At 63.3% G+C, this 25,738-nt stretch carries 16 protein-coding genes and 1 pseudogene; 9 read left to right on the plus strand and 8 right to left on the minus strand.

Annotated features, from left to right (window positions below; translation table 11 throughout):
• Positions 1 to 39 precede the first annotated feature (39 nt).
• The 3 genes and pseudogenes from BJD12_RS13825 (at position 40) to BJD12_RS13835 (ending at position 5,755) form a co-directional block, all read left to right on the plus strand.
• Positions 40 to 1,048 (plus strand): annotated as a pseudogene (locus BJD12_RS13825) (isoaspartyl peptidase/L-asparaginase family protein).
• A 143-nt stretch (positions 1,049 to 1,191) separates the two neighbouring features.
• Entirely contained in the window at positions 1,192 to 3,357 is a 2,166-nt protein-coding gene (dcp, locus tag BJD12_RS13830) for a peptidyl-dipeptidase Dcp (protein ID WP_005988975.1), read from the plus strand.
• Between the two features lie 232 nt (positions 3,358 to 3,589).
• Positions 3,590 to 5,755 (plus strand): M3 family metallopeptidase, encoded by a 2,166-nt coding sequence (locus tag BJD12_RS13835; RefSeq protein WP_005988977.1) that lies wholly within the window; start codon positions 3,590 to 3,592, stop codon positions 5,753 to 5,755.
• Between the two features lie 238 nt (positions 5,756 to 5,993).
• Here BJD12_RS13835 and xopN read toward each other — a convergent pair whose 3' ends face one another.
• Both xopN and BJD12_RS13845 read right to left on the minus strand, forming a co-directional pair.
• Positions 5,994 to 8,288, minus strand: coding sequence for a type III secretion system effector XopN (gene xopN, locus BJD12_RS13840; protein ID WP_005988979.1), 2,295 nt, complete (start codon positions 8,286 to 8,288; stop codon positions 5,994 to 5,996).
• Between the two features lie 323 nt (positions 8,289 to 8,611).
• The gene (locus tag BJD12_RS13845) at positions 8,612 to 9,694 is read right to left on the minus strand and encodes an MBL fold metallo-hydrolase (protein WP_005988981.1); all 1,083 of its coding nucleotides are present in this window, start codon (positions 9,692 to 9,694) and stop codon (positions 8,612 to 8,614) included.
• A gap of 95 nt (positions 9,695 to 9,789) precedes the next feature.
• Here BJD12_RS13845 and BJD12_RS13850 point away from each other — a divergent pair, with 95 nt between their 5' ends.
• The gene (locus BJD12_RS13850; RefSeq protein WP_005988983.1) at positions 9,790 to 10,422 is read left to right on the plus strand and encodes a TetR/AcrR family transcriptional regulator; all 633 of its coding nucleotides are present in this window, start codon (positions 9,790 to 9,792) and stop codon (positions 10,420 to 10,422) included.
• A 301-nt stretch (positions 10,423 to 10,723) separates the two neighbouring features.
• On the opposite strand, the gene BJD12_RS13855 is transcribed toward BJD12_RS13850, so the two are convergent.
• The 4 genes from BJD12_RS13855 to BJD12_RS13870 all read right to left on the minus strand — a co-directional run bounded on the left by BJD12_RS13855 (position 10,724) and on the right by BJD12_RS13870 (position 14,683).
• On the minus strand, positions 10,724 to 11,086 hold the full coding sequence (locus tag BJD12_RS13855; RefSeq protein ID WP_005988985.1) for a VOC family protein: 363 nt from the start codon (positions 11,084 to 11,086) through the stop codon (positions 10,724 to 10,726).
• 70 nt (positions 11,087 to 11,156) lie between these two features.
• Complete coding sequence (locus BJD12_RS13860; protein WP_005988987.1) at positions 11,157 to 11,882, minus strand: helix-turn-helix domain-containing protein; 726 nt, start codon at positions 11,880 to 11,882, stop codon at positions 11,157 to 11,159.
• Between the two features lie 225 nt (positions 11,883 to 12,107).
• Positions 12,108 to 13,370 carry a cation:proton antiporter gene (locus BJD12_RS13865; protein ID WP_005988989.1) on the minus strand — a complete coding sequence of 421 codons (1,263 nt, stop codon included), beginning with the start codon at positions 13,368 to 13,370 and terminating at the stop codon, positions 12,108 to 12,110.
• A 356-nt stretch (positions 13,371 to 13,726) separates the two neighbouring features.
• On the minus strand, positions 13,727 to 14,683 hold the full coding sequence (locus tag BJD12_RS13870) for a LysR family transcriptional regulator (RefSeq protein ID WP_042827663.1): 957 nt from the start codon (positions 14,681 to 14,683) through the stop codon (positions 13,727 to 13,729).
• A gap of 118 nt (positions 14,684 to 14,801) precedes the next feature.
• Here BJD12_RS13870 and aceB point away from each other — a divergent pair, with 118 nt between their 5' ends.
• The 4 genes from aceB (at position 14,802) to BJD12_RS13890 (ending at position 21,816) form a co-directional block, all read left to right on the plus strand.
• Positions 14,802 to 16,418 (plus strand): malate synthase A, encoded by a 1,617-nt coding sequence (aceB, locus tag BJD12_RS13875; protein WP_042827664.1) that lies wholly within the window; start codon positions 14,802 to 14,804, stop codon positions 16,416 to 16,418.
• Between the two features lie 168 nt (positions 16,419 to 16,586).
• Positions 16,587 to 17,882 carry an isocitrate lyase gene (aceA, locus tag BJD12_RS13880; protein WP_005988994.1) on the plus strand — a complete coding sequence of 432 codons (1,296 nt, stop codon included), beginning with the start codon at positions 16,587 to 16,589 and terminating at the stop codon, positions 17,880 to 17,882.
• Positions 17,883 to 18,075: 193 nt separating this feature from the next.
• Positions 18,076 to 19,152, plus strand: a complete 1,077-nt coding sequence (locus tag BJD12_RS13885) for a GGDEF domain-containing protein (protein ID WP_042827665.1) — start codon at positions 18,076 to 18,078, stop codon at positions 19,150 to 19,152.
• 3 nt (positions 19,153 to 19,155) lie between these two features.
• Complete coding sequence (locus BJD12_RS13890; RefSeq protein WP_005989006.1) at positions 19,156 to 21,816, plus strand: putative peptide modification system cyclase; 2,661 nt, start codon at positions 19,156 to 19,158, stop codon at positions 21,814 to 21,816.
• On the opposite strand, the gene BJD12_RS13895 is transcribed toward BJD12_RS13890, so the two are convergent.
• Positions 21,756 to 22,088, minus strand: coding sequence for an NHLP-related RiPP peptide (locus BJD12_RS13895; protein ID WP_039426246.1), 333 nt, complete (start codon positions 22,086 to 22,088; stop codon positions 21,756 to 21,758). The two genes, BJD12_RS13890 and BJD12_RS13895, sit on opposite strands and share 61 nt — an antisense overlap.
• A gap of 86 nt (positions 22,089 to 22,174) precedes the next feature.
• Between BJD12_RS13895 and BJD12_RS13900 the strand changes: the two genes are divergently transcribed.
• Positions 22,175 to 23,377: a putative peptide maturation dehydrogenase gene (locus BJD12_RS13900; protein WP_042827666.1), complete on the plus strand. Its 1,203-nt coding sequence runs from the start codon at positions 22,175 to 22,177 to the stop codon at positions 23,375 to 23,377.
• 217 nt (positions 23,378 to 23,594) lie between these two features.
• On the opposite strand, the gene BJD12_RS13905 is transcribed toward BJD12_RS13900, so the two are convergent.
• Positions 23,595 to 25,688, minus strand: coding sequence for a S9 family peptidase (locus BJD12_RS13905; protein WP_005989012.1), 2,094 nt, complete (start codon positions 25,686 to 25,688; stop codon positions 23,595 to 23,597).
• Positions 25,689 to 25,738: the final 50 nt, after the last annotated feature.

A 25,738-nucleotide genomic window follows, 5' to 3' on the forward strand; every position in this document is an offset into this window, starting at 1 on the left:
CCCACCGACAATCTTGATCACTTGCACCGAGGGAACACCATGATCGCCTCATCCGCTCGCGCGTTGTGCCTATCCTTATTGCTATGTACCGGCCCGGTGCTGGCGGCCACGCCGATGCTGGTGATCCATGGCGGTGCGGGCGTGGAAAAATCCAGCCTTTCGCCCGATGAACAAGCTCAGGCACGTGAGGCGATGCAACGCGCTGCGTGCCGGGCATGCGGTGTTGAACCGCGGCGGCAGCGCAGTGGATGCGGTGGCGGCCACCATTACCGTGCTGGAAGATGCGCCGCAGTTCAACGCCGGGCGCGGTGCGGTGTTCACCCATGACGGCAAGAACGAACTGGATGCCGCCATCATGGACGGCGCCAGCGGCAAGGCCGGCGCGATCGCCGGCGTGCACACGGTCAAGAACCCGATCCTGCTGGCGCGCATGGTCATGGACCGCTCCAAGCACGTGATGCTGGTCGGCGATGGCGCCGAGCAGTTCGCGCGCGAGCAGGGCGTCACCCTGGTCGATCCATCGTATTTCCGTACCGACAAGCGCTGGCAACAGCTGCAAAAGGCGCTCAAGGCCGAAGCCGGCGACCGTCAGGCGCAGGCTGCGCTCGACCTGGAAACCGCCAAGCACTTCGGCACCGTCGGCGCGCTGGCGCTGGACCGCGACGGTCATCTGGCCGCTGGCACCTCCACCGGCGGCATGACCAACAAGCGCTACGGCCGCGTGGGCGATGCGCCCATCATCGGCGCCGGCACCTATGCCAATGCGCAGTGCGCGGTGTCCGGCACCGGCTGGGGCGAGTTCTATATCCGTGCGGTGGCGGCCTACGATATCTGCGCACGCATGAAATATGCCGGCCAATCGCTGCGCCAGGCGGCCGAGGCGGTGATCGACCAGCAGATTCCCACCGCCGGTGGCGATGGCGGCGCCATCGCGCTGGATGCGCAGGGCAACATCGCGTTCCCGTTCAATACCGAAGGCATGTACCGCGGCTGGATCGGCGCCGATGGCACGCCGCATGTTGCGATCTTCAAGGACGAGACGCTCTGACGGGCGCGGCTGGCCGATCATGGCAAGCCGGTTGCGTCAGCGCCGCACAACCATTCATCGATCCCCCAGCCAACGGCACATGCCGCAGGCGGCAAAACCCGCTAGCGTGACCGGCTGCCGTACCCACTCAGGAATCACACGCCATGTCGCGTACCGTCGTTCTGGCCGCTGCCATCACCCTGGCATTGGCCGCATGTTCTGGAAAAGAACCATCCGGTAAGGAGTCCACCACCGTGCCCGAAAAGACCACCACGCCGGCCGCGGACGCAGCGCCGAACCCGTTGCTGAGCGCAAGCACCCTGCCATTCCAGGCGCCGCCGTTCGACAAGATCAAGGACGCAGATTACCTGCCGGCGTTCGAAGAAGGCATGCGCCTGCATCTGGCCGACATCCGCAAGATCGCCGACAACCCCGAAGCGCCCACCTTCGACAACACCATCGAAGCGATGGAGCGCAGCGGCGAAACGCTCACGCGCGTGTTGCGCATCTTCTTCGGGCTGGTGCAGGCCGATACCAGCGACGCGCGTCAGAAAATCCAGGAAGAGATCGCGCCCAAGCTGGCTGCGCACCAGGACGAGATCAATCTCGACCCGAAGCTGTTCGCACGCGTCAAGACGATCTACGACCAGCGCGACACATTGAACCTGGAACCGGAACAAAAGCGCCTGGTCGAGCGCGATTACGAAGATCTGGTGCGCTCCGGCGCGCAGCTCTCCGATGCCGACAAGGACAGCCTGCGCAAGCTCAACGTGGAAGAAACCACGCTGTCCACGCAGTTCCATACGCGTCTGGTTGCAGCGTCCGCGGCCGGTGCGGTGGTGGTGGATGACAAGGCCAAACTCGACGGCCTGAGCGAGGGCGACATCGCCGCCGCCGCCGATGCCGCCAAGGCGCGCAAGCTCGATGGCAAATATCTGCTCACCTTGCAGAACACCACCCAGCAGCCGGTGCTGGCGTCGCTGAAGGACCGTCAGCTGCGCGCCGACGTGCTCAAGGCTTCCGAAACCCGCGCAGAAAAGGGCGATGCCAACGACACCCGCCAGACTATCCAGCGCCTGGCACAGCTGCGCGCGCAGAAAGCCAAGTTGCTCGGCTTCGACAACTACGCCGCCTACAGCCTGGGCGACCAGATGGCCAAGACCCCGGATGCGGCGCTGAAACTGCTGACCGACACCGTGCCGGCGGCCACTGCCAAGGCACGCCGCGAAGTGGGCGAGATGCAGAAGGTGATCGACACGCAGAAAGGAGATTTCAAGCTCGCCGCGTCCGACTGGGACTTCTACGCCGAACAGGTGCGCAAGGCCAAGTACGACCTGGACGAGTCGCAGATCAAGCCGTACTTCGAGCTGGACAACGTGCTGCAGAACGGCGTGTTTTATGCAGCCACGCAGTTGTACGGCATCACCTTCAAGCAGCGCACCGACATCCCGACCTACCACGCCGACATGAAGGTGTACGAAGTCTTTGATGCCGACGGCACCTCGCTGGCGCTGTTCTATACCGACTACTTCAAGCGCGACAGCAAGTCCGGTGGCGCGTGGATGGACGTGTTCGTCGAACAGGATGGCCTCACCGGCGCAAAGCCGGTGGTCTACAACGTCTGCAACTTCACCAAGCCCGCGGCCGGCCAGCCGGCGTTGCTGAGTTTCGACGACGTCACCACGCTGTTCCATGAGTTCGGCCACGCGCTGCACGGCATGTTCTCCAAGGTGAAATACCCCTCGATCGCCGGCACCAGCACCTCGCGCGATTTTGTGGAATTCCCCTCGCAGTTCAACGAGCACTGGGCCTCCGATCCCAAGGTCTTCGCCAACTACGCCAAGCATTATCAAACCGGTGCAGCGATGCCGGCCGAGCTGGTGGAAAAGATCAAGAAGGCCAAGACCTTCAACAGCGGGTACGCCACCACCGAATACCTGTCGGCGGCGTTGCTCGATCTGGCCTGGCACACCCAGCCAGCCGATGCGCCGCTGCAGGACGTGAGCAAGTTCGAGGCCGATGCGCTCAAGCGTTTCAAGGTCGATCTGGCCGAAGTGCCCCCGCGGTATCGCAGCACCTATTTCGACCACATCTGGGGCGGCGGTTACTCGGCCGGTTACTACGCGTACTTCTGGTCGGAAGTGCTCGATGACGATGCGTTCGAATGGTTCAAGGAAAACGGCGGCCTGACCCGCAAGAACGGCGACACCTTCCGCGCCAAGATTCTCTCGCGCGGCAACGCGGTCGATTTGGCCACGTTGTACCGCGATTTCCGCGGCAAGGATCCCGGCGTCAAGGCGCTACTGGAAAATCGTGGGCTGACCGAGTGATCGGCAGCCTCCAATGAGGCATCGAAACGGGATGGCGGTGCCATCCCGTTTCGTTTGTGACGCCACATATTCGGTATTTGCGGGGTGTCACGCAGGCCTCCTCCAGATACTGCACTACCGCCAACGCTGCGCATCGCTGCGTAGGGCGTGCCTTCCTTAATTCAGAGCATGATGCCTGAGGTCTAGGTAGCGGTGCTGTGCCCGATTACCTGTTCTGCAGGAGCAAGACACCATGCAACGCTCGCTCATCCTGGCTGTCGCCGTCACCTTTGCGTTGGCCGCATGTTCGGACAAAAGCTCCCCGCGCGCATCATCGGCTACCGAAGCTGCCCCAACGACGACCACTGGCTCCGATCTGTCGTCCAACCCGCTGCTCGCACCCAGCACGCTGCCACTGCAGGCGCCGCCGTTCGACAAGATTCGCGACAGCGACTATCTGCCTGCCTTCGAAGAAGGCATTCGCCTGGCCCGTGACGAGTTGCACAAGATCACCGAGAATCCCGAGCCGCCCACCTTCGAAAACACGGTGGAAGCCTTGGAGCGCAGCGGTGCAACGCTCGGCTACGTCTCCAACGTGTTCTTTGGCATTTCAACTGCCGACACCAACGACGCGCGGCGGAAAATCGAAGAAGACATCGGCCCAAAGCTGGCTGCGTTCGGTGATGAGATCGCACTGGATGCCAAGCTCTTTGCACGCTTCAAAGCCGTTTACGATCGGCGCGACACGCTTGCACTGACGCCGGAACAACAGCGCCTGCTCGAGCGCGGCTACGACAACTTCATCGACGCCGGAGCACAGCTGTCCGACGCCGACAAAGCCACCTTGCGCAAACTCAACCTGGAAGAGACCAACCTCACCACCCAGTACCACAATAAATTGACGGCTGCGGCGTTGGCGGCTGCGGTCGTGGTGGACGACAGGGCGAAGCTCGCTGGCATGAGCGAGGAAGAGATCGCCGCCGCTGCGGCTGCCGCCAAGGCGCGCAAGCTTGAGGGCAAGTATCTGCTGAGCCTTCAAAGCACCACTCAGCAACCGGTGCTGGCGTCGCTGAAAGATCGCGCATTGCGTGCGCAGGTCCTGCAGGCTTCAAAAAAACGGGCCGAACAAGGCGACGCCAACGACACCCGTGACACCATCAAGCGCCTGTTGGAGGTACGTGCCGAGCGCGCCAGGCTGCTTGGATACGACAGCTATGCCGCCTACAGCCTGCGTGACCAGATGGCCAAGACGCCGCAGGCGGCACTCAAGTTGCTGACCGACACCGTGCCGGCCGCCACGGCCAAGGCACGACGCGAAGCGGCACGCATCCAGGCGCTGATCGATGCGCAGCATGGCGGCTTCACGCTGGCGGCGTCGGACTGGGACTTTTACGCCGAGCAGGTGCGCAAAGCCAAGTACGATCTGGACCAGTCGCAGATCAAGCCATATTTCGCCCTGGACACCGTGCTCAATGACGGGGTCTTCTATGCGGCCACGCAGCTGTATGGGCTCACCTTCAAGCAGCGCACGGATATCCCGACCTATCACCCAGACGTGAAGGTCTACGAAGTCTTCGACGTGGATGGCGCCTCATTAGCCTTGTTCTACACCGACTACTTTCAGCGTGAGAGCAAGTCCGGTGGCTCGTGGGCAGGTTCGCTGGTCCAGCGCAATGGGCTCACCGGCGCCAAGTCGGTGGTCTACAACGTGTGCAACTACACCAAGCCGGCCGATGGGCAGCCCGCGTTGCTGAGCATGGAAGAGGTCACCACGATGTTTCATGAATTCGGGCATGCACTGCACTACATGCTGTCGACAACGAAGTACTCCTCATTGGACAGCGCCCATGTGCCGCGCGATTTCGCCGAGTTTCCTTCGCAGTTCAACGAGCACTGGGCGACCGATCCGGCAGTGTTCGCGCATTACGCAAGGCATTACAAAACCGGAGCTGCGATGCCGGAGGCATTGGTGCAGAAATTGAAGGCTGCAAGGACCTTCAACAGTGGCTACCTGGTGACCGAATCGCTGTCGGCGCAGATTGTGGACCTTGCCCTGCACGGTCGGCCAGCGACGGAAAAAATGCAGGATGTCAGTGCATTTCAGGCCGATACATTGAAGCGTTTCAAGGTGGATCTGCCCGAAGTTCCGCCACGTTACAGCGCAAGTTATTTCGACCATATCTGGAGTCGCGGTTATGCGGCTAGCTACTACGCGTACTTCTGGTCGGAAGTCATCGACGATGACGCATTCGACTGGATCAGCAAGAATGGGGGGCTGACGCGTAAGAACGGGGATCTTTTCCGGGCAAAGATTCTCGCGCCGGGCAATTCGGTGGATGTGACCAAGCTTTATCGCGATTTCCGCGGCAGGGACCCCAGCGTCAAGGCGCTGCTGGAAAGTCGTGGGCTGACCGAGTGAGACATCCGCGTGCACAACGCACGCGGATGCCGGCAACGACCTAGGGGGATATCCCCTTCATGCTGCATCTCACGGATTGGCGGCACATCACGCCGGCGACGGCGTCTGATCGTCCGCATTGCACGATCACGTCGCGCCAACCCGATGCGGAACGCCACCGCCTGCCGCAGGCGTCTCATGGCCTGCGGCAGGGACAGCGGCAGCGCTTCCTGCGCTGCAGATGAGACGTTGCCCCGGACTATCGGACGAGCGCCCTGGCCTCACTCAGCAACGCTTCCACATTGATGTCGTTGCTCTCCAGAAGCGCGTTGATCGCTTGACTCGCCTTGGCCGCCCGACGCTGCGACAGGGCTTCGTTGGCACCCCCCATCACGCCGCGCAGGACCTGCTGCTTCAAGCCGATGTCGGTGTCGCCCTCGCGGCGGTTGTTCTTGACGGTGATGGCAGTGTGCTGATTCAGCGCGCCGACCGCAGCCATGGCTCCCGACGCGGCGGCGATTCCCAGGGTTTGCGCGGTCGGAACCTTTCGCGTTCCGCCTTGCACCGCGGAGGTGAGCTTGCCGATCACCGACGACGCCGCGCTGCCCAGCACGCCGAGATGGAACATCTGGCCAAGGCGTTGGGCGGTCTGTGCGGAGAACTCGCGGGAAGTGTATTTCTTGAGGATATCGCTGATCAGTTGAAGCGATATCACCGACTTCTCGGCGCCGAGCAGCAACTTCGCAGCGACCCCGTCGGGATCGAGTTCGTCCAACCTGCCTTCGCGCATGGCCTGCAGGTCCTGGCTCAGCAAATTCAATTTCTTCGACAGGCCGCTGCCGTGGCCTGCTTCCAGATCCAGGTCGTCTGCGCTTGCCGACCCCTGCGGCGAGGGCGAGGCGGCGGTTTCGGCCTTGAGCGCTTTTTCCATCGACACCAACCCGTTGATGACGCGTTTGACCAGAGCCTGGGTGGGCGACTGAATCAGTTTGCGGAGTTTGTTCTGATCGATCTCCTGGGCCGCAACCGGCTCACCACGTGCGAGTTTCGACTTGCCTGTGTCGGTCAATACATCTGCGTACAGCAGATTGAGCTTGTTGTTGTAGTCCTGCTTTGCCTGTTCGTCGAAGCCGGCAGCCACATGCTGCGCGGCCGTCATCAACAATGCGCCGACGGTCTGTGCGGTCGGTGACAATGCCCGCATTGCACCGGTTTTGCTGAGCAGGCCCAGCGTGCTCGCCAAGGGCGAACGCAGGATGCGCGGGACGGCCTGCCAGCGGTTGCCCATCCATTGCCGCTCGTGCGCACCCTGGGTCATGACAAAGTCGTGCTGGGCCTGATGCAGGCGCGTTTCCGCCTGCAGCAATTGCTCGGCTGCGGCGGTGAGCTCGTAGGTTGGCGTCTGGTTTTCGGCGTTCTTGAGTGCGTGGAACGTGTCGCAGCAGCGACTGAATTCTTTGAGGTGGCTTTCCAGCGCCTTCGCAAGGTCCGGAAGCCAATGCTTGTCGTTGATCTCTTTCTTGTCCGGCACGATGACGTGACCGCCATGCTCGCGGATGGACTCGCACAGGCTGACCACTGCCGACTGCTGGGCGGCGTTCATCGGTGCGCCGATGGCCGCCGTCGCAAATGCGAATCCAGCTCCTGCCCAAGGTTGCCGGGTTGCGTAGTTGATCCAGGGCGAGACGATGTACTGCATCGCATTGTTGAGAAAACTGCCGGTGGGGTTGGGCATGCCGGACAGCAATGCGGTGCGTCTCATCTGGGACACGTCGCTTTCGCTCAATCCCTGCGCCTTGTACCAAGCCATCGCATCTGCTTCGTGGATACGGCTCAACAGATCTGCGTGTGTTGCTGCGCGTCCATGCGTCCCCGTGGTGACCGGCGATTTCATCGGCCTGATCTTGTTGATGAGTTCGGCGGCCAGTTCCGCCTCGACCGGGCGCAGGTTGTCGGCAGCCAGTGTCTCCTTGAGTCGCACGAGCGACGCCGTGCCGGGGGGCGACAGTGCAGGCTGCGAAACCTGCAATTCAGTCGCACCCGGGCGGTTGGCGGTCTGAGGTGTCGGTACCCTGGCAGGTGCGCTCTGCCTGCTGCGCTTGCTCGGGCGGGGCGATGGCATGGGCAATGCGCCCTCGGGCGAGCCATCCTGGGATGCTTCTTCGATCTCGTGCAGAGACGGGCTTAAGGTCGACGCACTACGTTTGAATGGATTGGCCGATCCAGTGGTCTTTACCGCCTTGCCAGAGGATGAGGACGGCCCGGACGGCGCAACCTGCAGACCAGTCGCACCGGGTAGGTCAGTGGCGTGCCTGCTGCGCTTGCTCGGACGGGGCGACAGCTGGGTCAACGCGCCCTCGGGCCGGAGATCCGGATGGCCGGGCGAGGCATCCGGGGACGCATGTTCGATCTCGTGGGGATGCGGACTTACGGTTGGAGCACTGCGTTTGAGTGGATTGGCAGATACAGCAGTCTTCATCAGATATCTCCTGGCGCTGTATGAAGTGGCGGCATCGATCGCTGTCCGGTGCCGAAGAATGCGATCGCCACGCATCACGGAGCCGGGGCAGTGTCGACGGGCGGCGTGTTGGCCATGGCTCGAAAAGAGCATCGAGGCCAAACATGCGACGCAGCCGTTTACGAGATGAAAGATCCAGCCGCGAACCGCATTGCGCGTGGATTGAATCACTCCGCTGGCAGCATCCCTATTGGTCAGCAGAATCGATGTCGCCATACCCGAATCGCCCCGTGGCCGGGGTAGCGAGGTTGCTCACCGATCACAGAGCGGGTGAGGCCGTGACGCTGCAACGGCACCGGGTGTCGCGCATCCGCGTGCGATCAAGGCATCATGGCAACGCCCGCACGCCTTGAGCCAAGTTACTGCGACGCGGCCAATCTGTCCGATGCCGCAGCCCCTGCATCCTGCCGCCACCAGCGCACGCGATTTGCCGGCGCGGTCAAATCCACACGCTCCCCCATGCACGGCGTGGCCATAGCCACGTTGGCGCTATCGGCCAGTGCCAAGATCCGGTCCAGCGGCTCGGTCCACGCATGCATGGCCAGATCGAAAGTGCCGTTGTGGATCGGCAGCAGGGTGCGGCCGCCGATGTCGATAAACGCCTGCAGGCTCTGCTCCGGTTGCATGTGCACGTCTGGCCATAGTTGGTCGTAGGCGCCGTTTTCGATCAGTGCGACATCGAACGGCCCCAGGCGCTGGCCGATCGTCTTGAAATGCGGGCCATAGCCGCCGTCGCCGCTGAAGAACACCCGCAGGTCGGCGTCCTGGATCGCCCACGAGCACCACAGCGTGCGGTCGCGGTCGAACAGGCCGCGCCCGGAAAAATGCCGCGACGGCGTGGCGGTGAGCGTGAGGCCATCGATCTGCACCGACTGCCACCAATCCAGTTGCCGCACCTTGGCCGGATCCACGCCCCAGCGCACCAGCAGATCGCCCACACCCAGCGGGGCGACGAACACGCCAACGCGGTCGGCCAACGCACGGATGGTGGCGCGGTCCAGATGGTCGTAATGGTTATGCGACAGGATCACCCCGGCCAGCGGCGGCAGCGCATCCAGCGCGATCGGCGGCGCATGGAAGCGCTTGGGGCCTGCAAACGGAAACGGCGAGGCGCGCTCGGAGAACACCGGGTCGGTCAGCCAAAGGCCGCCGCGCAGCTTCATCAGCACCGTGGAATGACCCAGGCGGTACAGGCTGCGATCCGGCGCGGCCTGCAGCTGCGCGGCGGTCAGTGGCGTGACCGGCAGCGCCCGCGACGGCACCGTGTGCGCGGGCTTGTTGAACAGTACCTCCCATAGCAGGCGCAAGCCCCCCAACACGCCGGGCTGACTCAAGCGGGTGGGCAGTGCGTTGCGGAAGCGGCCATTGCGGAACTGTGGCGAGGCGGCATGCGAAGCGCGGCGTGGGAAATGACGGGACTGGGTGAGCACGACGGTATCCATCGTTAGGGGCGAACCGGCGCTGCCGGGGCTGTCTTTACACTACACAGTGTAGTTTTGTTTTGAGAAATGTAAACCCGGCGGTGTAACATTGCGGCATGTCCAGTTCATCCGCCGCCGCGCCGGCGCAGCAGCGGCTCACCGACCGAAAGCGCCACGCCATTCTCGAGGCGGCCAGCGCCCAATTCCGCCAACATGGGTTCGAGGCCACCAGCATGGATCGCGTGGCCGCCACGGCGGGCGTGTCCAAGCGCACCGTCTACAACCACTTTTCCAGCAAGGACGCGTTGTTCGGCGAGATCCTGCGCGGGCTGTGGCAACGCAGTGCCGATGCGGTGAGTCTGGCGTATCGCCCAGACCAATCGTTGCGCACGCAGTTGACGCAATTGCTACAGCAAAAGCTGCGGCTGCTTGACGATGCGGCCTTCATCGACCTGTCGCGCGTGGCAATTGCCGAAGGCATCCACTCGCCAGAACGTGCCCGCGCGCTGCTGGCGCAACTGGGCAGCAAGGAAGAGGGCACCACCACCTGGCTGCGCGCTGCGCTGGCCGATGGCCGCCTGGCAGAGGTCGACCCGGAATTCGCTTCGCAACAGCTACAGGCGCTAGTGAAGGGGTTTGCGTTCTGGCCGCAGTTGGCGATGGGCCAGCCGCCGCTGTCGCCCGCCCAGCAAACGCAGGTGGCCGAGTCGGCGGTAGAGATGTTTCTGGGGCTTTACGGGCGCGACTGAGCGCCGCCCCCAAGGCGGCCGGCCGTGGACTGACGGAGCCCTTTACTCGGAAGCATTGGTGTCGGTCGCACCGCAGCTCTTCCGCGTACCCATGCGCACCTGACGCGCTCCGTATGTGAGGCGCTCAGTGGCCCCTGTGTGCACTCATGGTCGAGCGCGCAATGCCCACGCACACCCGCAGGATATCGACACTGCACGCATTGCATATCGCCGGTTACATGCAGCACTGCGCAATGCTGCAAGTGACTGGCTCAACCGGCGGTAGGCACCGCGGTGCGGCACTTATCTCGCGCAATGCGGTTCACGCGTCCCCAGCGTCCTGTGCCCAGACCGCCAGCGCATATCCGTGCGGATCGGTGAAGTGGAAACGGCGTCCACCTGGGAAGGCCAATACCGGCCGCGTGATGAGGCCGCCGGCCGTTTCGATACGCGCCTGCGTGGCTGCCAGATCGTTGGAAGCCAGCACCACCAGCGCGCCGCCCGGCTGCGGTGTGCCGTGGAAGAACCCGCCAGTGAGCCGGCCATCGCGGAACTCGCAATAGTCCGGGCCGTACTGCTGAAAGGTCCAATCGAACGCCGCGCCATAAAACGCCTTGGCCACTTCGATCGAGGTGACTGCAAATTCGAGGTAGTCGATGCGGTGATGCTGGTCGCTGTGGTGCATGGGGATCTCGCGTGTCGGTGGCTGCACAGCATGGACCGCGATGCGCGCACCGGCTTGGCGAAAACGGCCATCAACGCGCGTGCTGCTGTACCAGTTCGCGCGGGCTCAGACTGGCAAGCTGGCGCGCATCGCGCACCGGATGCGGTGCATCGCCGTAGCCTGCTTCCAATGCGGCAGCGGTGGGCGTGGAATAGTGGCCAGCCAGTCTTAAGAAGCGCTGCAAGCGCAGGATGCGTTGCAGGGTCTTGGGGCCGTAGCCAAATGCCACGTGGCAACGCCGCCGTAGCTGGCGTTCGCTGATGCCCAGCGCTGCGCACAACGCGGGCACACGCAGTTCTGCGTGGTCGGCCAGCTGCGCGAAGATCCACGCCATCTGCCGGTCCACCGGCACGCTGTGTAGCCGACACAGTGCATGCAAGGTAGGCAAGGCATCGCCACCCTCGCGCAGCCGCTGTTGCCAGTGGCTGCCGCGGGCACCCCACAGCGCGTCCAACGCCACGCGCTGGTCGGCAAGCTGGTGGAGCGGCACGCCGAGCACGCCAGTGGCTGCACCGGCGCTCAGGCGTACGCCGGTGAGCACGTTTCCTGACGCCACGCACGCCATGTTCGCGGTGTGGTCGGGGCCGGCAACGAACAACGCACGGCCATCCCAGATCAGATCGACACATCCATCCGGCAACACCCGCACCGGTGCGCTTGCCGCACCTTGCCGATAACGCCAGCTGCAGCGCAGCTGCGTCACCAGGTCTGGCGGCGGTGGAAGTTGTGCGTAGCGCGATGCAATCTCTGGAGGCATGGAGGCAGGAGTGGGCAGTGCCGCTGAGGGAAGTGCCGGTGCGCGGAGACAGGATGGCGACTAGGATGCGCGGCGAGGCGCTTCCGCTGGATGGCTAGGATCAAGCAGCGTGTCACGCCGTTAGCCGCAGCACGACGCAACACGCAGCTGGGATTCGGCAACCACGCTATGTGATTACTGTGCCTGCTGTCGTCAACGCCAGGACAGCAGCGCCCGAGATGGCGCTCAGTGACCCGGGCGTCCACCCTCCAGAGCAACGGTGTCCACCGCAAGCCGCCGGCGTTGAAACCACGCCACCAGCGGCGATGTCATCACTGTGGTGATCAAGGTCATGCCGAACAACAACGTAAACAGGTCCGGCCCGATCACGCCGCTATCGAGCCCGATCTTGATCACCACCAGCTCCATCAGGCCGCGTGCATTCATCAGCGAGCCCACGGTGAGGCTGTCGCGCCAATCGTGCCCGCTCAGCCGCGCGCCCACTGTGCAGCCGGCCAGTTTGCCGGCAACCGCCACGCCGATCACCAGCAGGAAACCGGCGATCCCGGCGCCGGCAAACGCACCGGGGCTGGTGGCTTGGCCGGCCACGGCAAACAGCACCGGCATCAGCAAGGTGATGGCCAGCGGCTCGATGCGCCCTGCCAGCTGGTCCAGCAAGCGGTCTTCGCGTGGCAGGCAGATACCAAACAAGAACGCACCGAAGATGGCGTGCAACCCGATCCATTCGGCCACCGCCGCGCAGCCCAGCAGGCCGATCAAGACCCACACCAGCGCAGTCGCTGCATAGCTGCCATCGTATGCATGTGGCTTGAGCAGCCGCGCATACGCGGGCTTGAGCACGCCGAAGACAAGCGCGATTAGCGCCAGCGCGCCCAACGCAGTAAACGCCACGCCGCCGTGCGCATGGGTGCCGGTCAACGTGAGCACGATCGCAAGGAAGATCCACACTGTGGCGTCGTCGATGACCGCTGCGCCCAGTGCCAGTCGGCCGGCCGGTGTGCGCGTCATGTTGCGGTCCTTGAGGATGCGCGCCAGCACCGGAAACGCGGTGACCGACATCGCCGCCGCAATGAACAAGGCGAATGGCCAAAGGCGCATGCCTTGCGGCGCAAAACGCGCGAACAGCCACGGCGCGGCCGCCAGGCCAAGCAGCAATGGCAGCACGATGCCCGACACACCGACCAGTACCGACGAGCGCACTTGTGCCTTGGTGCCTTCGGGCGCGCGCAGCTCCACGCCGACGATGAACATGAAAAGCACCACGCCAAGGTTGGCCAGGCCCGATAGCGGCGGCAAGCTCTCGGCCGCGAACAGCGCGCCATGCAGATCCGGCAACCACGTGCCGAACGCGATCGGGCCCAGCAACAGGCCCGCGGCCATTTCACCGATGACTGGCGGTTGTCCTATCCGCCGTAGCAGCGCACCGCACAGGCGCGCCACGCACAGGATCACTGCCAACTGCACCAGCAACAACGTGGTTGAGTTCATCGCGTCAGCTTTCCATTGGTTGAGTTAGCTGGGCCCGCATGGAGCACCTTGCACGGCGTTGCCGGTTCCCGTCGCGTACTGCACGCGCAGGTCTCGCTCGTTGCCGCAGGATGCCGAGTTTATGCCGCCCTGGACGATGCGTCGCATCAAACACGCAGCCATTGCGCACGATGCATTGCGCATACGCGTGGCGATTGATGGCCACCTTCAACGCGCTCTTGTAGCGCTTGCTGATTTTGTTGCACGGCACAGAGCCTGCCGCGCACTTGTCACCTAATGTGCCTTCAACAGTGGAGCGGATGAGGTGCCCACGCACAGCGAACGCAAGAGTCAACTTGGAGCCTGCCGTGCACGCCTTATCGTTCCGAATCACCGCTTTCGTCGTACCCGCGCGGCGTGAACAGATCCGGTTGGATCAACTCGATAAACGCGCGTGCCTGCGGCGACAGATACTTGCCCTTGCGCACCACAACGCCATAGCTGCGGGTGGGGAAATATTCCTTGAGCGAGCGTGTGGCCAGTTTGTCGCGATCGGCATCGGTCACGCAGATCGCGGTGACGATGGAAATGCCCATGCCCATCGCCACATACTGCTTGATGACCTCCCAGCCGCCCACTTCCAGCGCTACCGTGTAAGGCACGCGGGCCTGCTGGAAGATCAGGTCGACCAGGCGGTAGGTGACCTGCCGGCGCGGCGGCAGGATCAGCGGATACGGCGACAGATCCTGCAGCGACACGTTGGCCTTGCGCGCCAGCGGATGGTCGGGCGGGGTGATCAGCAGTTGCTCGAAGCAATACACCGGCGCGTAGTTGAGGTCGGACGGCACATCCAGCATCGAGCCGACCGCCAGATCCACCGCGTCCTCGCGCAGCAGGTCGGTGCCATCGGCGCTGATCGCATTATGCAGGGTCAGGCGCACGTCCGGGTGGCGCGCGCGGAAGTTCTCCACGATGCGTGGCAGCAGGTACAGGATGGTGGAGCTGTTGGCGGCAATGGTGAGTTCGCCGGTATCCAGCCCGCGGACCTTTTCGCGAAAGCTGGCCTCCAGCCCGTCCAGGCTCTCCACCAGCGGCAGCGCCATGTCGTACAGCAGCTGGCCCTCGCGGCTGGGCGCCAGGCGTCGCCCGGAACGCTCGAACAAGGGCACGCCCAGATCGCGCTCCAGCGCCTGCAGCTGCAGCGTCACCGCTGGCTGGCTGACGTAGAGCGCCTCAGCCGCCCGTGAGACTGAGCCAAGGCGCACCGTCTGGCAGAACGCCCGAAGGGGCTTGAGCCGGTCGGATTTGTAGGAAAATCGAGGGGTTGGCACCATGGTGGATCAGATTTCGAGCTAAATATAAGCTTGGCTTATTTACAGCATTGATAAAACTGCTTTGTCAAATAGTTGCCGACGGCGCACGGTGCAGGTTCGGATGCACAAGGACCTCCACATGTCTGCCACCGCTTTCGCTTCCCGTCCCACCGCCCATGCCACGCCCGGTCTGTCACTCACCACCCAGGTCGCAGGGCAGGCGGAACTGTTGCCGCCGGCTGCGCTGGCGCTGCTGGTCTCGCTGCATCGGGCGATTGAGCCTGGCCGCCAGCAGCGTCTGACCCAGCGGCGTGCCCGCCAGGCCGCCTTCGATGCCGGCCAGCTGCCGGACTTCCGTGCCGACACCCGGGCGATCCGCGCCGGCGACTGGCGCGTGGCCGCGCTGCCGGCGGCGCTGCAGGACCGCCGTGTGGAGATCACCGGCCCGACCGATCCGAAAATGGTCATCAACGCGCTGAACTCCGGCGCCAAGGTGTTCATGGCCGACTTCGAAGATTCCACCGCGCCCACCTGGCGCAACCTGCTGGCCGGCCAACGCACCCTGGCCGCCGCGGTGCGTGGCGATCTGAGCTTCGATGCCCCCAACGGCAAGCATTACGCACTGCGCCCGGAAGCCGAGCGTGCGGTGCTGATCTTGCGCCCGCGTGGTTGGCACCTGGACGAAAAGCACGTGCTGATCGACGGTCAGCCGCTGGCCGGCGGCCTGTTCGACGCGGCGCTGTTCGCCTTCCACAATGGCCGCGCGCTGCTGGCCAAGGACCGCGGCCCGTATCTGTACCTGCCAAAGCTGCAGAGCATGGAAGAGGCCGCGCTGTGGGAGACCGCGCTGGCGCATATCGAAGCGATGCTCGGCCTGCCGCACGGCCAGATCAAGGTGACCGTGCTGATCGAAACGCTGCCGGCGGTGTTCGAGATGGACGAGATCCTGCACGCGCTGCGTGACCGCATCGTCGGGCTCAATTGCGGGCGTTGGGACTACATCTTTTCGTATCTCAAGACTTTTCGGGCGCACCGCGACCGCGTGCTGCCAGAGCGTGGCCAGGTCACCATGACCCAGCCGTTTCTGAAGGCGTATTCGGAACTGCTGATCAAGACCTGTCACCGCCGCGGCGCACATGCGATGGGCGGGATGGCGGCACAGATCCCGATCAATCACGATGAGGCTGCCAACGAGCAGGCCATGGCCCGGGTGCGCGCCGACAAGCTGCGCGAAGTGACCGCCGGCCACGATGGCACCTGGGTGGCGCATCCGGCGTTGATTCCGGTGGCGATGAAACTGTTCGACGAGCACATGCCGACGGCCCATCAACATCATGTGTTGCGCAACGATGTGCAGGTGACGCGCGACATGTTGATCGCGCCGTCTGCCGGCACCGTTACCCGCGCCGGCTTCGAAGGCAATGTCGAAGTCTGCGTGCGGTATCTGGCCGCCTGGCTGGAGGGCAATGGCTGCGTGCCGATCCACAACCTGATGGAAGACGCCGCCACCGCAGAAATCAGCCGTGCGCAGCTCTGGCAGTGGCTGCATCACGGCCAGCACCTGGACGACGGCACCGCCATCGATCAACCGCTGCTGCAGGCAACCTTGCGCGCATTGCCCGCACGGTTGGGCGCAACCCCGGCACTGCCTGGCGCAGCGCGCATCGACCAGGCGATTGCGTTGCTGGAAGAACTCAGCCGTGCGGATGAACTGGCGGACTTTCTCACTGTGCCGGCGTACCACTTGATCGACTGAGCACAGCGTTGCAACGCCGCCTCGCACGGCGTCGCTGCACTCCTCACCTCCACGCAGACACCGCCCGTTGCGCGCATGCGCAGCGACGGCCTCGCCATGCCGCATGCCGTGCCATGCACGGTTTCCTCCCTCGTTCCAATCCGTCGTCCCTCTTCAGGAGAACGCAAGATGAGCACCACACTGCAAAGCGCCGAACAACTGCAGCAGGACTGGACCACCAACCCGCGCTGGGCCGGCATCACCCGCAACTACACCGCCGCCGATGTGGTGCGCCTGCGCGGCACCGTGCATGTGGAGCACTCGCTGGCGCGCCTGGGCGCGGACAAGTTGTGGGCCTCGCTGCACGCCACCCCGTTCGTCAATGCGCTGGGCGCGCTGACCGGCAACCAGGCGATGCAGCAGGTCAAGGCCGGCCTGAAGGCGATCTATCTGAGCGGCTGGCAGGTGGCAGCCGATGCCAATCTGGCCGGGCAGATGTATCCGGACCAGTCGTTGTACCCGGCCGATTCGGTGCCGGCGGTGGTCAAGCGGATCAACAACACCTTGCTGCGTGCCGATCAACTGCATCATGCCGAAGGCAACGACGCCATCGACTTCCTGCAGCCCATCGTGGCCGATGCCGAAGCCGGTTTTGGCGGCGTGCTCAATGCGTTCGAGCTGATGAAGGCGATGATCGAAGCCGGCGCTGCGGGCGTGCATTTCGAAGATCAGCTGGCATCGGTCAAGAAGTGCGGCCACATGGGGGGCAAGGTGCTGGTGCCCACGCGCGAAGCCATCGAGAAATTGAACGCCGCGCGCCTTGCCGCCGACGTGTTGGGTGTGCCGACGGTGCTGATTGCGCGCACCGATGCCGAAGCGGCGGATCTGATCACCAGCGACGTGGACGCCAACGATCAGCCGTTCACCACCGGGCAGCGCACCGTCGAAGGCTTCTTCAAGACCCGCAACGGCTTGGATCAAGCGATCAGTCGCGGGCTGGCGTACGCACCGTATGCGGACCTGATCTGGTGCGAAACCGGCAAGCCGGATCTGGAATTCGCACGTGCGTTCGCACGCGCCATCCATGCCAAGTTTCCGGGCAAGTTGCTGGCCTACAACTGCTCGCCCAGCTTCAACTGGAAGAAGAATCTCGACGATGCCACCATTGCCAAATTCCAGACCGAGCTGGCGAGCTATGGCTACAAATTCCAGTTCATTACACTGGCCGGTTTCCACGCGCTCAACTACGGCATGTTCCATCTGGCGCACGGGTATGCCCGCCGCCAGATGAGCGCCTTCGTGGAGTTGCAGCAAGCCGAATTCGAGGCAGCACAGATGGGCTTTACCGCGGTCAAGCATCAGCGGGAAGTGGGCACCGGCTATTTCGATGCGGTGACGCAGGCGATCCAGCAGGGGCAGTCGTCCACCACTGCGCTGCGCGGCTCCACCGAAGAAGAACAGTTTCACGGCGAGAAGGCGGCCTAGCCTGCAGCGGGCTGCCCACGTTTCGCCACCCCGGGAGGGGGAGAGGGCTCGGGAAACCGAGCCCTTTTTTTTCGCGCAATACCCGTCATTTCGTCTCTTGAATTGTGAGAATCAGTGTGATCTGGTACTGAACAAGGGGGTCCTGTAGGATTTATCCATGGGCTAACGTTGCAGGCCGGCCTAAGGAAACAGGATGACTTGCCACAACACCTCAGGCGCAGTTGAGCCGACGGGAAGCGTTGCCAAGACGCTCTCGGACGGGCTGCATGCGTTGATGACCGCTGACGAACTGGCGTTTTTCGCCCGTTTTGGCCGTACCCGTGAGCTTCCCGCAGGCCAAGCGCTGTTCGAGCGCGGCGCGATCGGCACGCAGATGTTCATCGTGGTCAGCGGCCAGATCGACCTTGATTTCGGCGAGGACCTGATGCTCAAGCATCTGGGCCCGGGTGAATTTTTTGGCGAGCTCGGCCTGTTGATCGGCGATCACGCGCGTAGCGCCGGTGCCAGCGCATCCATGGACAGCCGCCTGATTGAGCTGGCGCACGACGATTTCCAGCGGCTGGTTGACCACGACCCTTCGATGGTGGCGCATTTTTTGCGCCGCTCTATCGTGCGCGTGGTCAACAACGAGCAGTTGCTGATCCGTCAGCTACGCCGGCGCAACCACGATCTGGAAGCGGCACTGGACAATCTCTACGTCACCTCGCACCAGCTCAACCACACCGAAGAACTCAGCCGGACCGACGAACTGACCGGTCTGCACAATCGGCGCGGTCTGGCGCTGTACCTGCAGGAATGCCGACGAGCCGGCAACGTGCCGGGTGTCGGGCTGATCCTGATCGACTGCGACCGCTTCAAGCGCATCAACGACGAGTTTGGGCATCTCGCCGGCGACCGCGTGTTGCAGAACGTGGCGCACGCGTTGCGCTCGGTCATCGCCGAGGGCGATCTTGCCTGCCGTCTCGGTGGCGACGAATTCTGTGTATTGGTGGCGCAAGGCACCCCGGAGCTGGTGCACCACATCGGCGAATGCATCGTGCGCGCGGTGGAAGCGCGCCTGTGCAACAACCAGAGCGAGCAAGGCTGCTCGGTCAGTGTTGGCCTGTGCATGATTGACGCGGAGGCGGCCTGGAACGACTGGTACACGCTCGCCGACAGCGCCTTGTACGAAGCAAAGCGACAAGGCGGCAACGTGCTGTGCATGCAAGACACGCTCGCCGTGACGACCGCGTCGCTTCCCGGCATTGCGCCAGAACCGGATACTCGCTGAGCAATGAGCGCCCGCACCCACGCACGCAAGGACGCGTCGTCGGAAGCGATCCAGGCGCCGCGTCTGCGCACCTTGTTGCTGACCGATCTGTGCGATTCGACCGCGCTGGTCGAACGCATCGGCGACAACGCCGCCGCAGCCCTGTTCCGCGAACACGACCGCCTGGTGGTCAAGCTGCAGCAGCAGTGGCGCGGCCGCCTCATCGATCGTTCCGACGGCTTGCTGTTGTTGTTCGACCGTCCCATCGACGGGCTGGGCTTTGCGCTGGATTACGCGCGCGGGCTCAAGGCGATGAGCGATGCCCACACGCTCACCCTGTGCGCACGCCAAGGCCTGCACGTCGGCGAGGTGCTGACTTGGCGCAACAGCGACGAAGCAGTGAGCATCGGGGCCAAACCGCTGGAAGTCGAAGGCCTGGCCAAACCGACCGCCGCACGCCTGATGTCGATGGCGCGCCCCGGGCAGATCCTGATCTCGGCAGTGGCCGAATCGTTGACCCATCGCGCCGCGCGCGAACTGGGCGAGCGGGTCGAACGCATCCTGTGGAAATCCCATGGCCGCTGGCGTTTCAAAGGCGTGCCCACGCCGATGGAAATCTACGAAGTCGGCGAAGTCGGCCTGACCCCGTTGCGCATCCCGAAAAACTCCGCCAAGGCCTGGCGCGACGTGCCGCTGTGGCGACGGCCGGCGGCGCTGGTTGCCGAGGTTTGCGTCGTGCTGGCGGTGGGCATCGCGATCTGGTTCTTTGTTCGTCCCCAACCGGCGATCGCATTCGCAAATCGTGACTGGGTTGTCGTGGGCGATGTCCGCAACCTCACCGGCAATACGTTGCTGGACAGTACCCTGGAGCAGGCGCTGCGGATCAGCCTGGAGCAATCGCGCTATGTCAACGTGCTGAGCGACATGAAGGTGCGCGATACAGTGACGCGAATGCAGCGCGACCCCAATTCGCTGGTGATCGATCGCAGCATTGCCTCGGAAGTAGCGCTACGCGATGGCGCTAGCGCTGTCATTCTTCCGACCGTGGCCGAGATCGGTGGAAAACTACGTTTCAGTGTAGAGCTGGTGGACCCACGCACACAGACCACCGTGCACTCGGAATTCGTGCAGGGCGAGGGATTGCAATCTGCGTTGTCCTCGGTCGACCAGATCACCCGAAAGCTGAGGCTGGGCCTGGGCGAGCTGGTGGCTTCAGTCGACAAAAATTCCATCCCGCTTCCTGCAGTCACGACGTCAAGCCTAGATGCGTTACGTGCTTACGCACTCGGTGTGGATGCAACTGCTCAAGCACAATGGCGCGAGGGGCTTGAACTGTTCGATCGCGCCGTTGCCATCGATCCCACGTTTGCCCTGGCATACCTGGGAGCGGCGCGGATCAAGGTTGCCGTGTCAGATCGCCGTGGTGCACTTCCTTACCTGGACAACGCGATTCGCTACCGCTCGCGCCTTCCCGAACGTGATCAGCTGTACCTGGATGCCTGGGTGGCAGAGTTGCGCACCGTCAACAAGGCACTGCCATTATGGAGAACCTTGGCATCCCTCTACCCGGACAACTTTGCCGGTGCCGCCAATACGTCCTGGCATCTGTTCGTGGCCAATCGTTTTGCCGATGCGTTGCCGTATGCCCGCGCCGCCGACGTCGTGCAGGATCCCATGCGGTCCATTGCCTCGGATCGTGTCGGAAGGATTCTGCTAGCGCAAGGGATGACAGCGGAGGCGCTGCAACAGTTCGAGCGCTCCGGTGACGGAGATCTCGCCGGTCCGTTGAGGCGCAAAGCCAATGTGTTGGCGGTGATGGGCCGTTACCCCGATGCGCAGAAGGCGCTCGATCAAATCGTGGAGAACGGATACGCCAACGACGATGTGGTCCCTCTGATCGATCGCACCAGCATTGCACTCGACCATGCGGACTGGAAGGCAGCACGCGCTGCCATCGCCCAGGGCCTTGCGCGAAGCGAACACGCCGATGAATTCAGCCATCGCCAGTTCTTGGTGATTGCAGCCAGCACGTCCGATATTGCCGATGGCGTGTCAAACGTGCTGCCGGTGCTGAGCTCAGCCTTCGATCAGCTGATAGGTGAGGTGAAAGCTGCAGCCCCCGATGATCCTAATCTGCAGGACAATGCCGCGATGCTTCTGATTCTGGCAAGCCAGGCACAGCGTCATGGGAATGATGGCCTGACCGCACCTGCGCTGGCAGCCGTCGAGCCGGCGCTGGTGAATGAATCCACGGTACTCGCCAGGCTGCGTGCCATTGTCGATGCGCAGCATCTGGCGTTGGTTGGCAAGCATGAGGCGGCGCTTGCTCGCCTCCCTGTCAGGGACAACGATCTATTCCAGACACGCGCCGCTCTGTATGTGTTGCTCCAGCAGGAGGGACGCTATGCGGAGGCACTCGAGCAGGCGCGCTGGCTTTCTTCACACCGTGGGCTTGCCTACATCGAGGCGAATGCCTCGCAGACATTGCAACCGCTCAACGTCGTTACTGCTCGCCTCGCACAGCTGTGGGCCGCCGAATCCCTGCAGGCGTTGGGGCGTACCCAGGAAGCACGTGAACAGGTCCAGGCGTTTACGCGCGCCTGGCCCGTGTCGCAGTTGCCGGCTTACTTGCGCAGCAGGGTGGAGCGAATACTCTCCGACTCGAAAGCGAAGATCACTGTGTGATTCGTCTTTTCGGTCAACTGGCTGTGCAATTCTGCACGTGCCTGAGCGATGTCTTCTTTTGAAGCTAGCTGGCTGGTGGTCATGCAATAGTAGGCGTCGCCTGGTTCCGGGGCGGTGTTGGTTGCGATGGCGCCAGGTGCGCCGATCTGGGCAAGTGCCTGTGCTGGATTGCACTGAAAGCAGTCACGGAATGCATCGTCGCTGGAAAGCAATTCCAGAAGCTTGTCCGCGATGGAGGCATCAATCGGAGGATGGGCAGTATCGTTCGTCAAGGCGATGGTCTTCTTGAGGGGGAGAGTGTGGGCTGCGGGTAACTGAGACAATATCGACCGTGTTTATCCGTCCTTGAGAAGTTCAGATGCAGATCCGTCGATGTGACACATTGTTCTTCGAACTTCGCGAGGATGCAGTGTTCGACCTTGCTCAATTGCTGGCGGGAGGCGATGGATTACGACGCCGTACGCGCTGGCTTGCACTGGCGCCCCACCTGGATGCGGAGATAGAGGTCGCGGCGGCTGAGCGCGACTGGCTTGGCGAGCTCAGTCGCGTACGGTGGCAATCTGTCGAGCAACTGGCTTCGGTCCCTGCAGGGATCGACCGCCTGATGGAATGCGGTCTGGTCATCAGCGACTGTCAGGAACATGCAGGACATCGAGACAATGACGAACGATTCCAGCAGCAGCGTTGGTGGCCGCTTGCCGCGCTTTGGCATCGCTTCGCTCGTTGGAAAGGCGAGGACAGTGTTGCCACAATGCAGGCACAGGGCCTGACCACTGCAGAAGGAATGGCAGAGCGTCTGGGCTCACCGCCCGCAGAGGTGGTGGATCGTGGACATGGCGCAGGCGCAGGTTGCATCGAACTGCCGCGTGCAAGGGGGAGCTGCTTCGACGCACTGCTGGCACGTCGGGTGACATGCCGCAATTTCGACACACAACGCGTGCTCTCACGAGAGTTGTTGGCCCACATGCTTGAACGCACAGTGATGGCCAGCGGTCGTATTGACGTGGGCTACGACACCGCATTCTTGAAGAAGCCGGTTCCCTCGGGTGGCAGCCTGCATCCGACAGAAACCTATGTGCTGGCACAGAGGGTGGAAGGGCTTGCGAGTGGGCTCTATCACTATCGACCGCTTGACCACGCGCTTCAGCCGATGCGTGATCCAATGCCATCCCTTTCTGAATTTGCGCGTCAAGCTGTATCGGGGCAGCACTGGTTTGCCGACGCACCGGTTCTGCTGATTCTTGCGCCCAGGTTCCTGCGCAGTTTCTGGAAGTATCGCAATCATGCCAAGGCCTACCGCGCGATGATCCTGGATGTGGGGCACATCGCGCAGACCGTGTATCTCAGTGCCACCGATCTCGGTCTGGGTGCGTTCGTTACCTCAGCGATCAACGAGGTTGATATCGAACAGGCACTTGGTCTGGATGGATTGCAGGAGGGGCCATTGGCCATTTGCGGTTTCGGTTGGCGCGCAGAACGCATGGCCAATACGGAGCTCGATCCAAACGCTACCATCTGGTCGACCCAGCGCGGCGTCGACTTGCCACCGGAAACGGCGTGAGTCGATTGCAGCACCTTCTGCGCGGGACATGACGGCAGCACCCTGAGTAGTGGGAGTGGCTTGCGTATGGCTCCGCTTAGGCCCGAGTGGGGAAACGAACGCTGGTATCAATGCCATGCTTGATGGCCATGCTGTAGCGAAAAGAAATCGGCGGCATGGACCGCCAATTCCTCTCTGCCCTGTTTGAGGACGGGGCGCACCGGTGTCATCGCACTCCCTACTTCCGAATCGCCTGCGTATGCGTCTTCAACGCATCACTCAGGCCGGTGACCTTATCTGCGCCTTCCGGGACGGTGATGCTGGAGCCTTCGAAGTCGGCGCCGATCGGTTGCGCGCGGCCGCCCAGGCATTGGCTCAGGAAACCCTCGGTCACCGCGTTGAAGGCCTTGCTGTTTTCCGGGCGCCGGAAGCCGTGGCCTTCGTCGGGGAACAGCACATAGGTGATCGGGATGTTCTTGGCCTTCATGGCGTTGACGATCTGGTCGCTCTCGGCCTGCTTGACGCGTGGGTCGTTGGCGCCCTGGCCGATCAACAGCGGCTTGCTGATCTTGTCGACGCGGGTGAGCGGGGAGCGTTCGGTCAGCCATCGCTTGCCGGCTTCGGTGGCCGGGTCGCCCATGCGGCGGGTCAGCTGCTTGTAGAAACTGGCCCAGTAAGGCGGCACGGTGCCGAGCAAGGTGTTGAGGTTGGCCGGGCCGACGATGTCCACGCCGCACTTGAAGCTGTCCGGAGTGAAGGTCATGCCCACCAGCGTGGCGTAGCCGCCGTAGCTGCCGCCCATGATCGCCACGTTCTCGGGCGTGGTCACGCCCTGCTTGACTGCCCACTGCACCGCGTCCAGCAGGTCGTCGTGCATCTTGCCGGCCCACTCGCCGTTACCGGCGTTGGTGAAGGCCTTGCCGAAGCCGGTGGAGCCGCGGAAATTCACCGACAGCACGGCGTAGCCGCGATTGGCCAGCCATTGTTCGTAGGGCCCGTAGCCATAGCTGTCGCGCGCCCACGGGCCGCCATGCACGAACAGCACCAGTGGCACCGGTTTGTCCGCCTTGCCATCATGATTGGCATCGGCGTCTGCGGGCAGGGTGAGATAGCTCACCAACTTGAGGCCGTCGCGTGCAGTGAGCTCCTGCGGCCACATCGGGACCAGCGGCTTGCCATCGAGCGCCGGCCGTGCGGAGAACAGTTTGGTCAGTTTGCCGCCGTTGGCGCGATCGTAGCGGTAGTAGCTCAGTGGGGTTTCCGCAGCCGAGTAGGCGACGATCCAGATGCGGTCGTCGAGCGTGCGTGCGGCGACGCTGGCATCGCCGCTGCCCAGCGATTTGAGCTTCTGCAGATCTGCGGCGATGCCGGTGTCCAGCGCCTTCCACTCTTCGCGCAGGTAATCGGTGGACACTGCCTGCACCGCGCCGGTCTTGGGGTCGTTCAAGGTGATGCCGACGTCGACCTTCGGGTTCTCGAACAGCAGTGTGCGTGCATTGCTTGCGGTGTCGATGGCGTACAACGCAGCGGTATCGCGGTTGCGCGAATCCTGCATGTACAGCGTCTTGCCGTCGTCGGTCAGTCCTTGCGGCGAGGTATTGGTGACATCCTCGAACGGAATGCGATCCACGCTCTTCCATGCCTTGCCGTCTGGCACCAGCAACTCTCTGCCGGCATCGTCGGTGGCGCGGGTCGCGTAGCGCAGTCGATAGTCGCCATCGAGCAGGTAGCTGTCCAGGCTGTCGGTGTTCTTCTGCACCAGGGTGCGTTTGCCAGAGGCCAGGTCGACGCGATACAGGTCGTGCCACTTGGCGTCGCGGTCGTTCATGCCGACCATGATCGATTCCGGGTGGTGTGCGCTGACCCCGGACACCTCGGCATTGGTCTTCGGGAACGGGGTGAGGTCCTTGCTGCTGCCATCGCTCAGGTTGACCGAGAACAGATGGAAATCCTCGTCGCCGCCGTTGTCGCGCAGGTACAGCAAGGTATCGGGGTGATAGGTCCAGAAATAGTTGCGGATGCCGCGTGCGGTGTCCTTGGTAATGGCGCGTGCCTGATCCGGCGCATCCACCGGTGCGACCCAGACGTTGAGCACGCCGTCCAGTGGGGCCACCCAACTCAGGGACTTGCCATCCGGACTGATGCTGACGTTTGCGCGCTCGGGGTTGCCGAATAGCGCATCGCGGGTAATCAGCTCCGGCGCGGCGACCGGTGCGGGCGCGGCAGTCGGGCTTTGCGCCGCAGTTGCCGCAGTGCTGGCGGCCGGGGCGGTCTTGTCGCTGCAGGCGGACAAGGCCAGCAGCATGCTGGAAACGAGGAGCAGGCGTTGCATGAAAGCCTCACGTGGGTATCGCGACCAGTCTGGCCAGTGCTGCCACGCTA

Origin of the sequence: Xanthomonas vesicatoria ATCC 35937 (assembly GCF_001908725.1) — a bacterium.
In the GTDB taxonomy this organism is placed as follows: domain Bacteria; phylum Pseudomonadota; class Gammaproteobacteria; order Xanthomonadales; family Xanthomonadaceae; genus Xanthomonas; species Xanthomonas vesicatoria.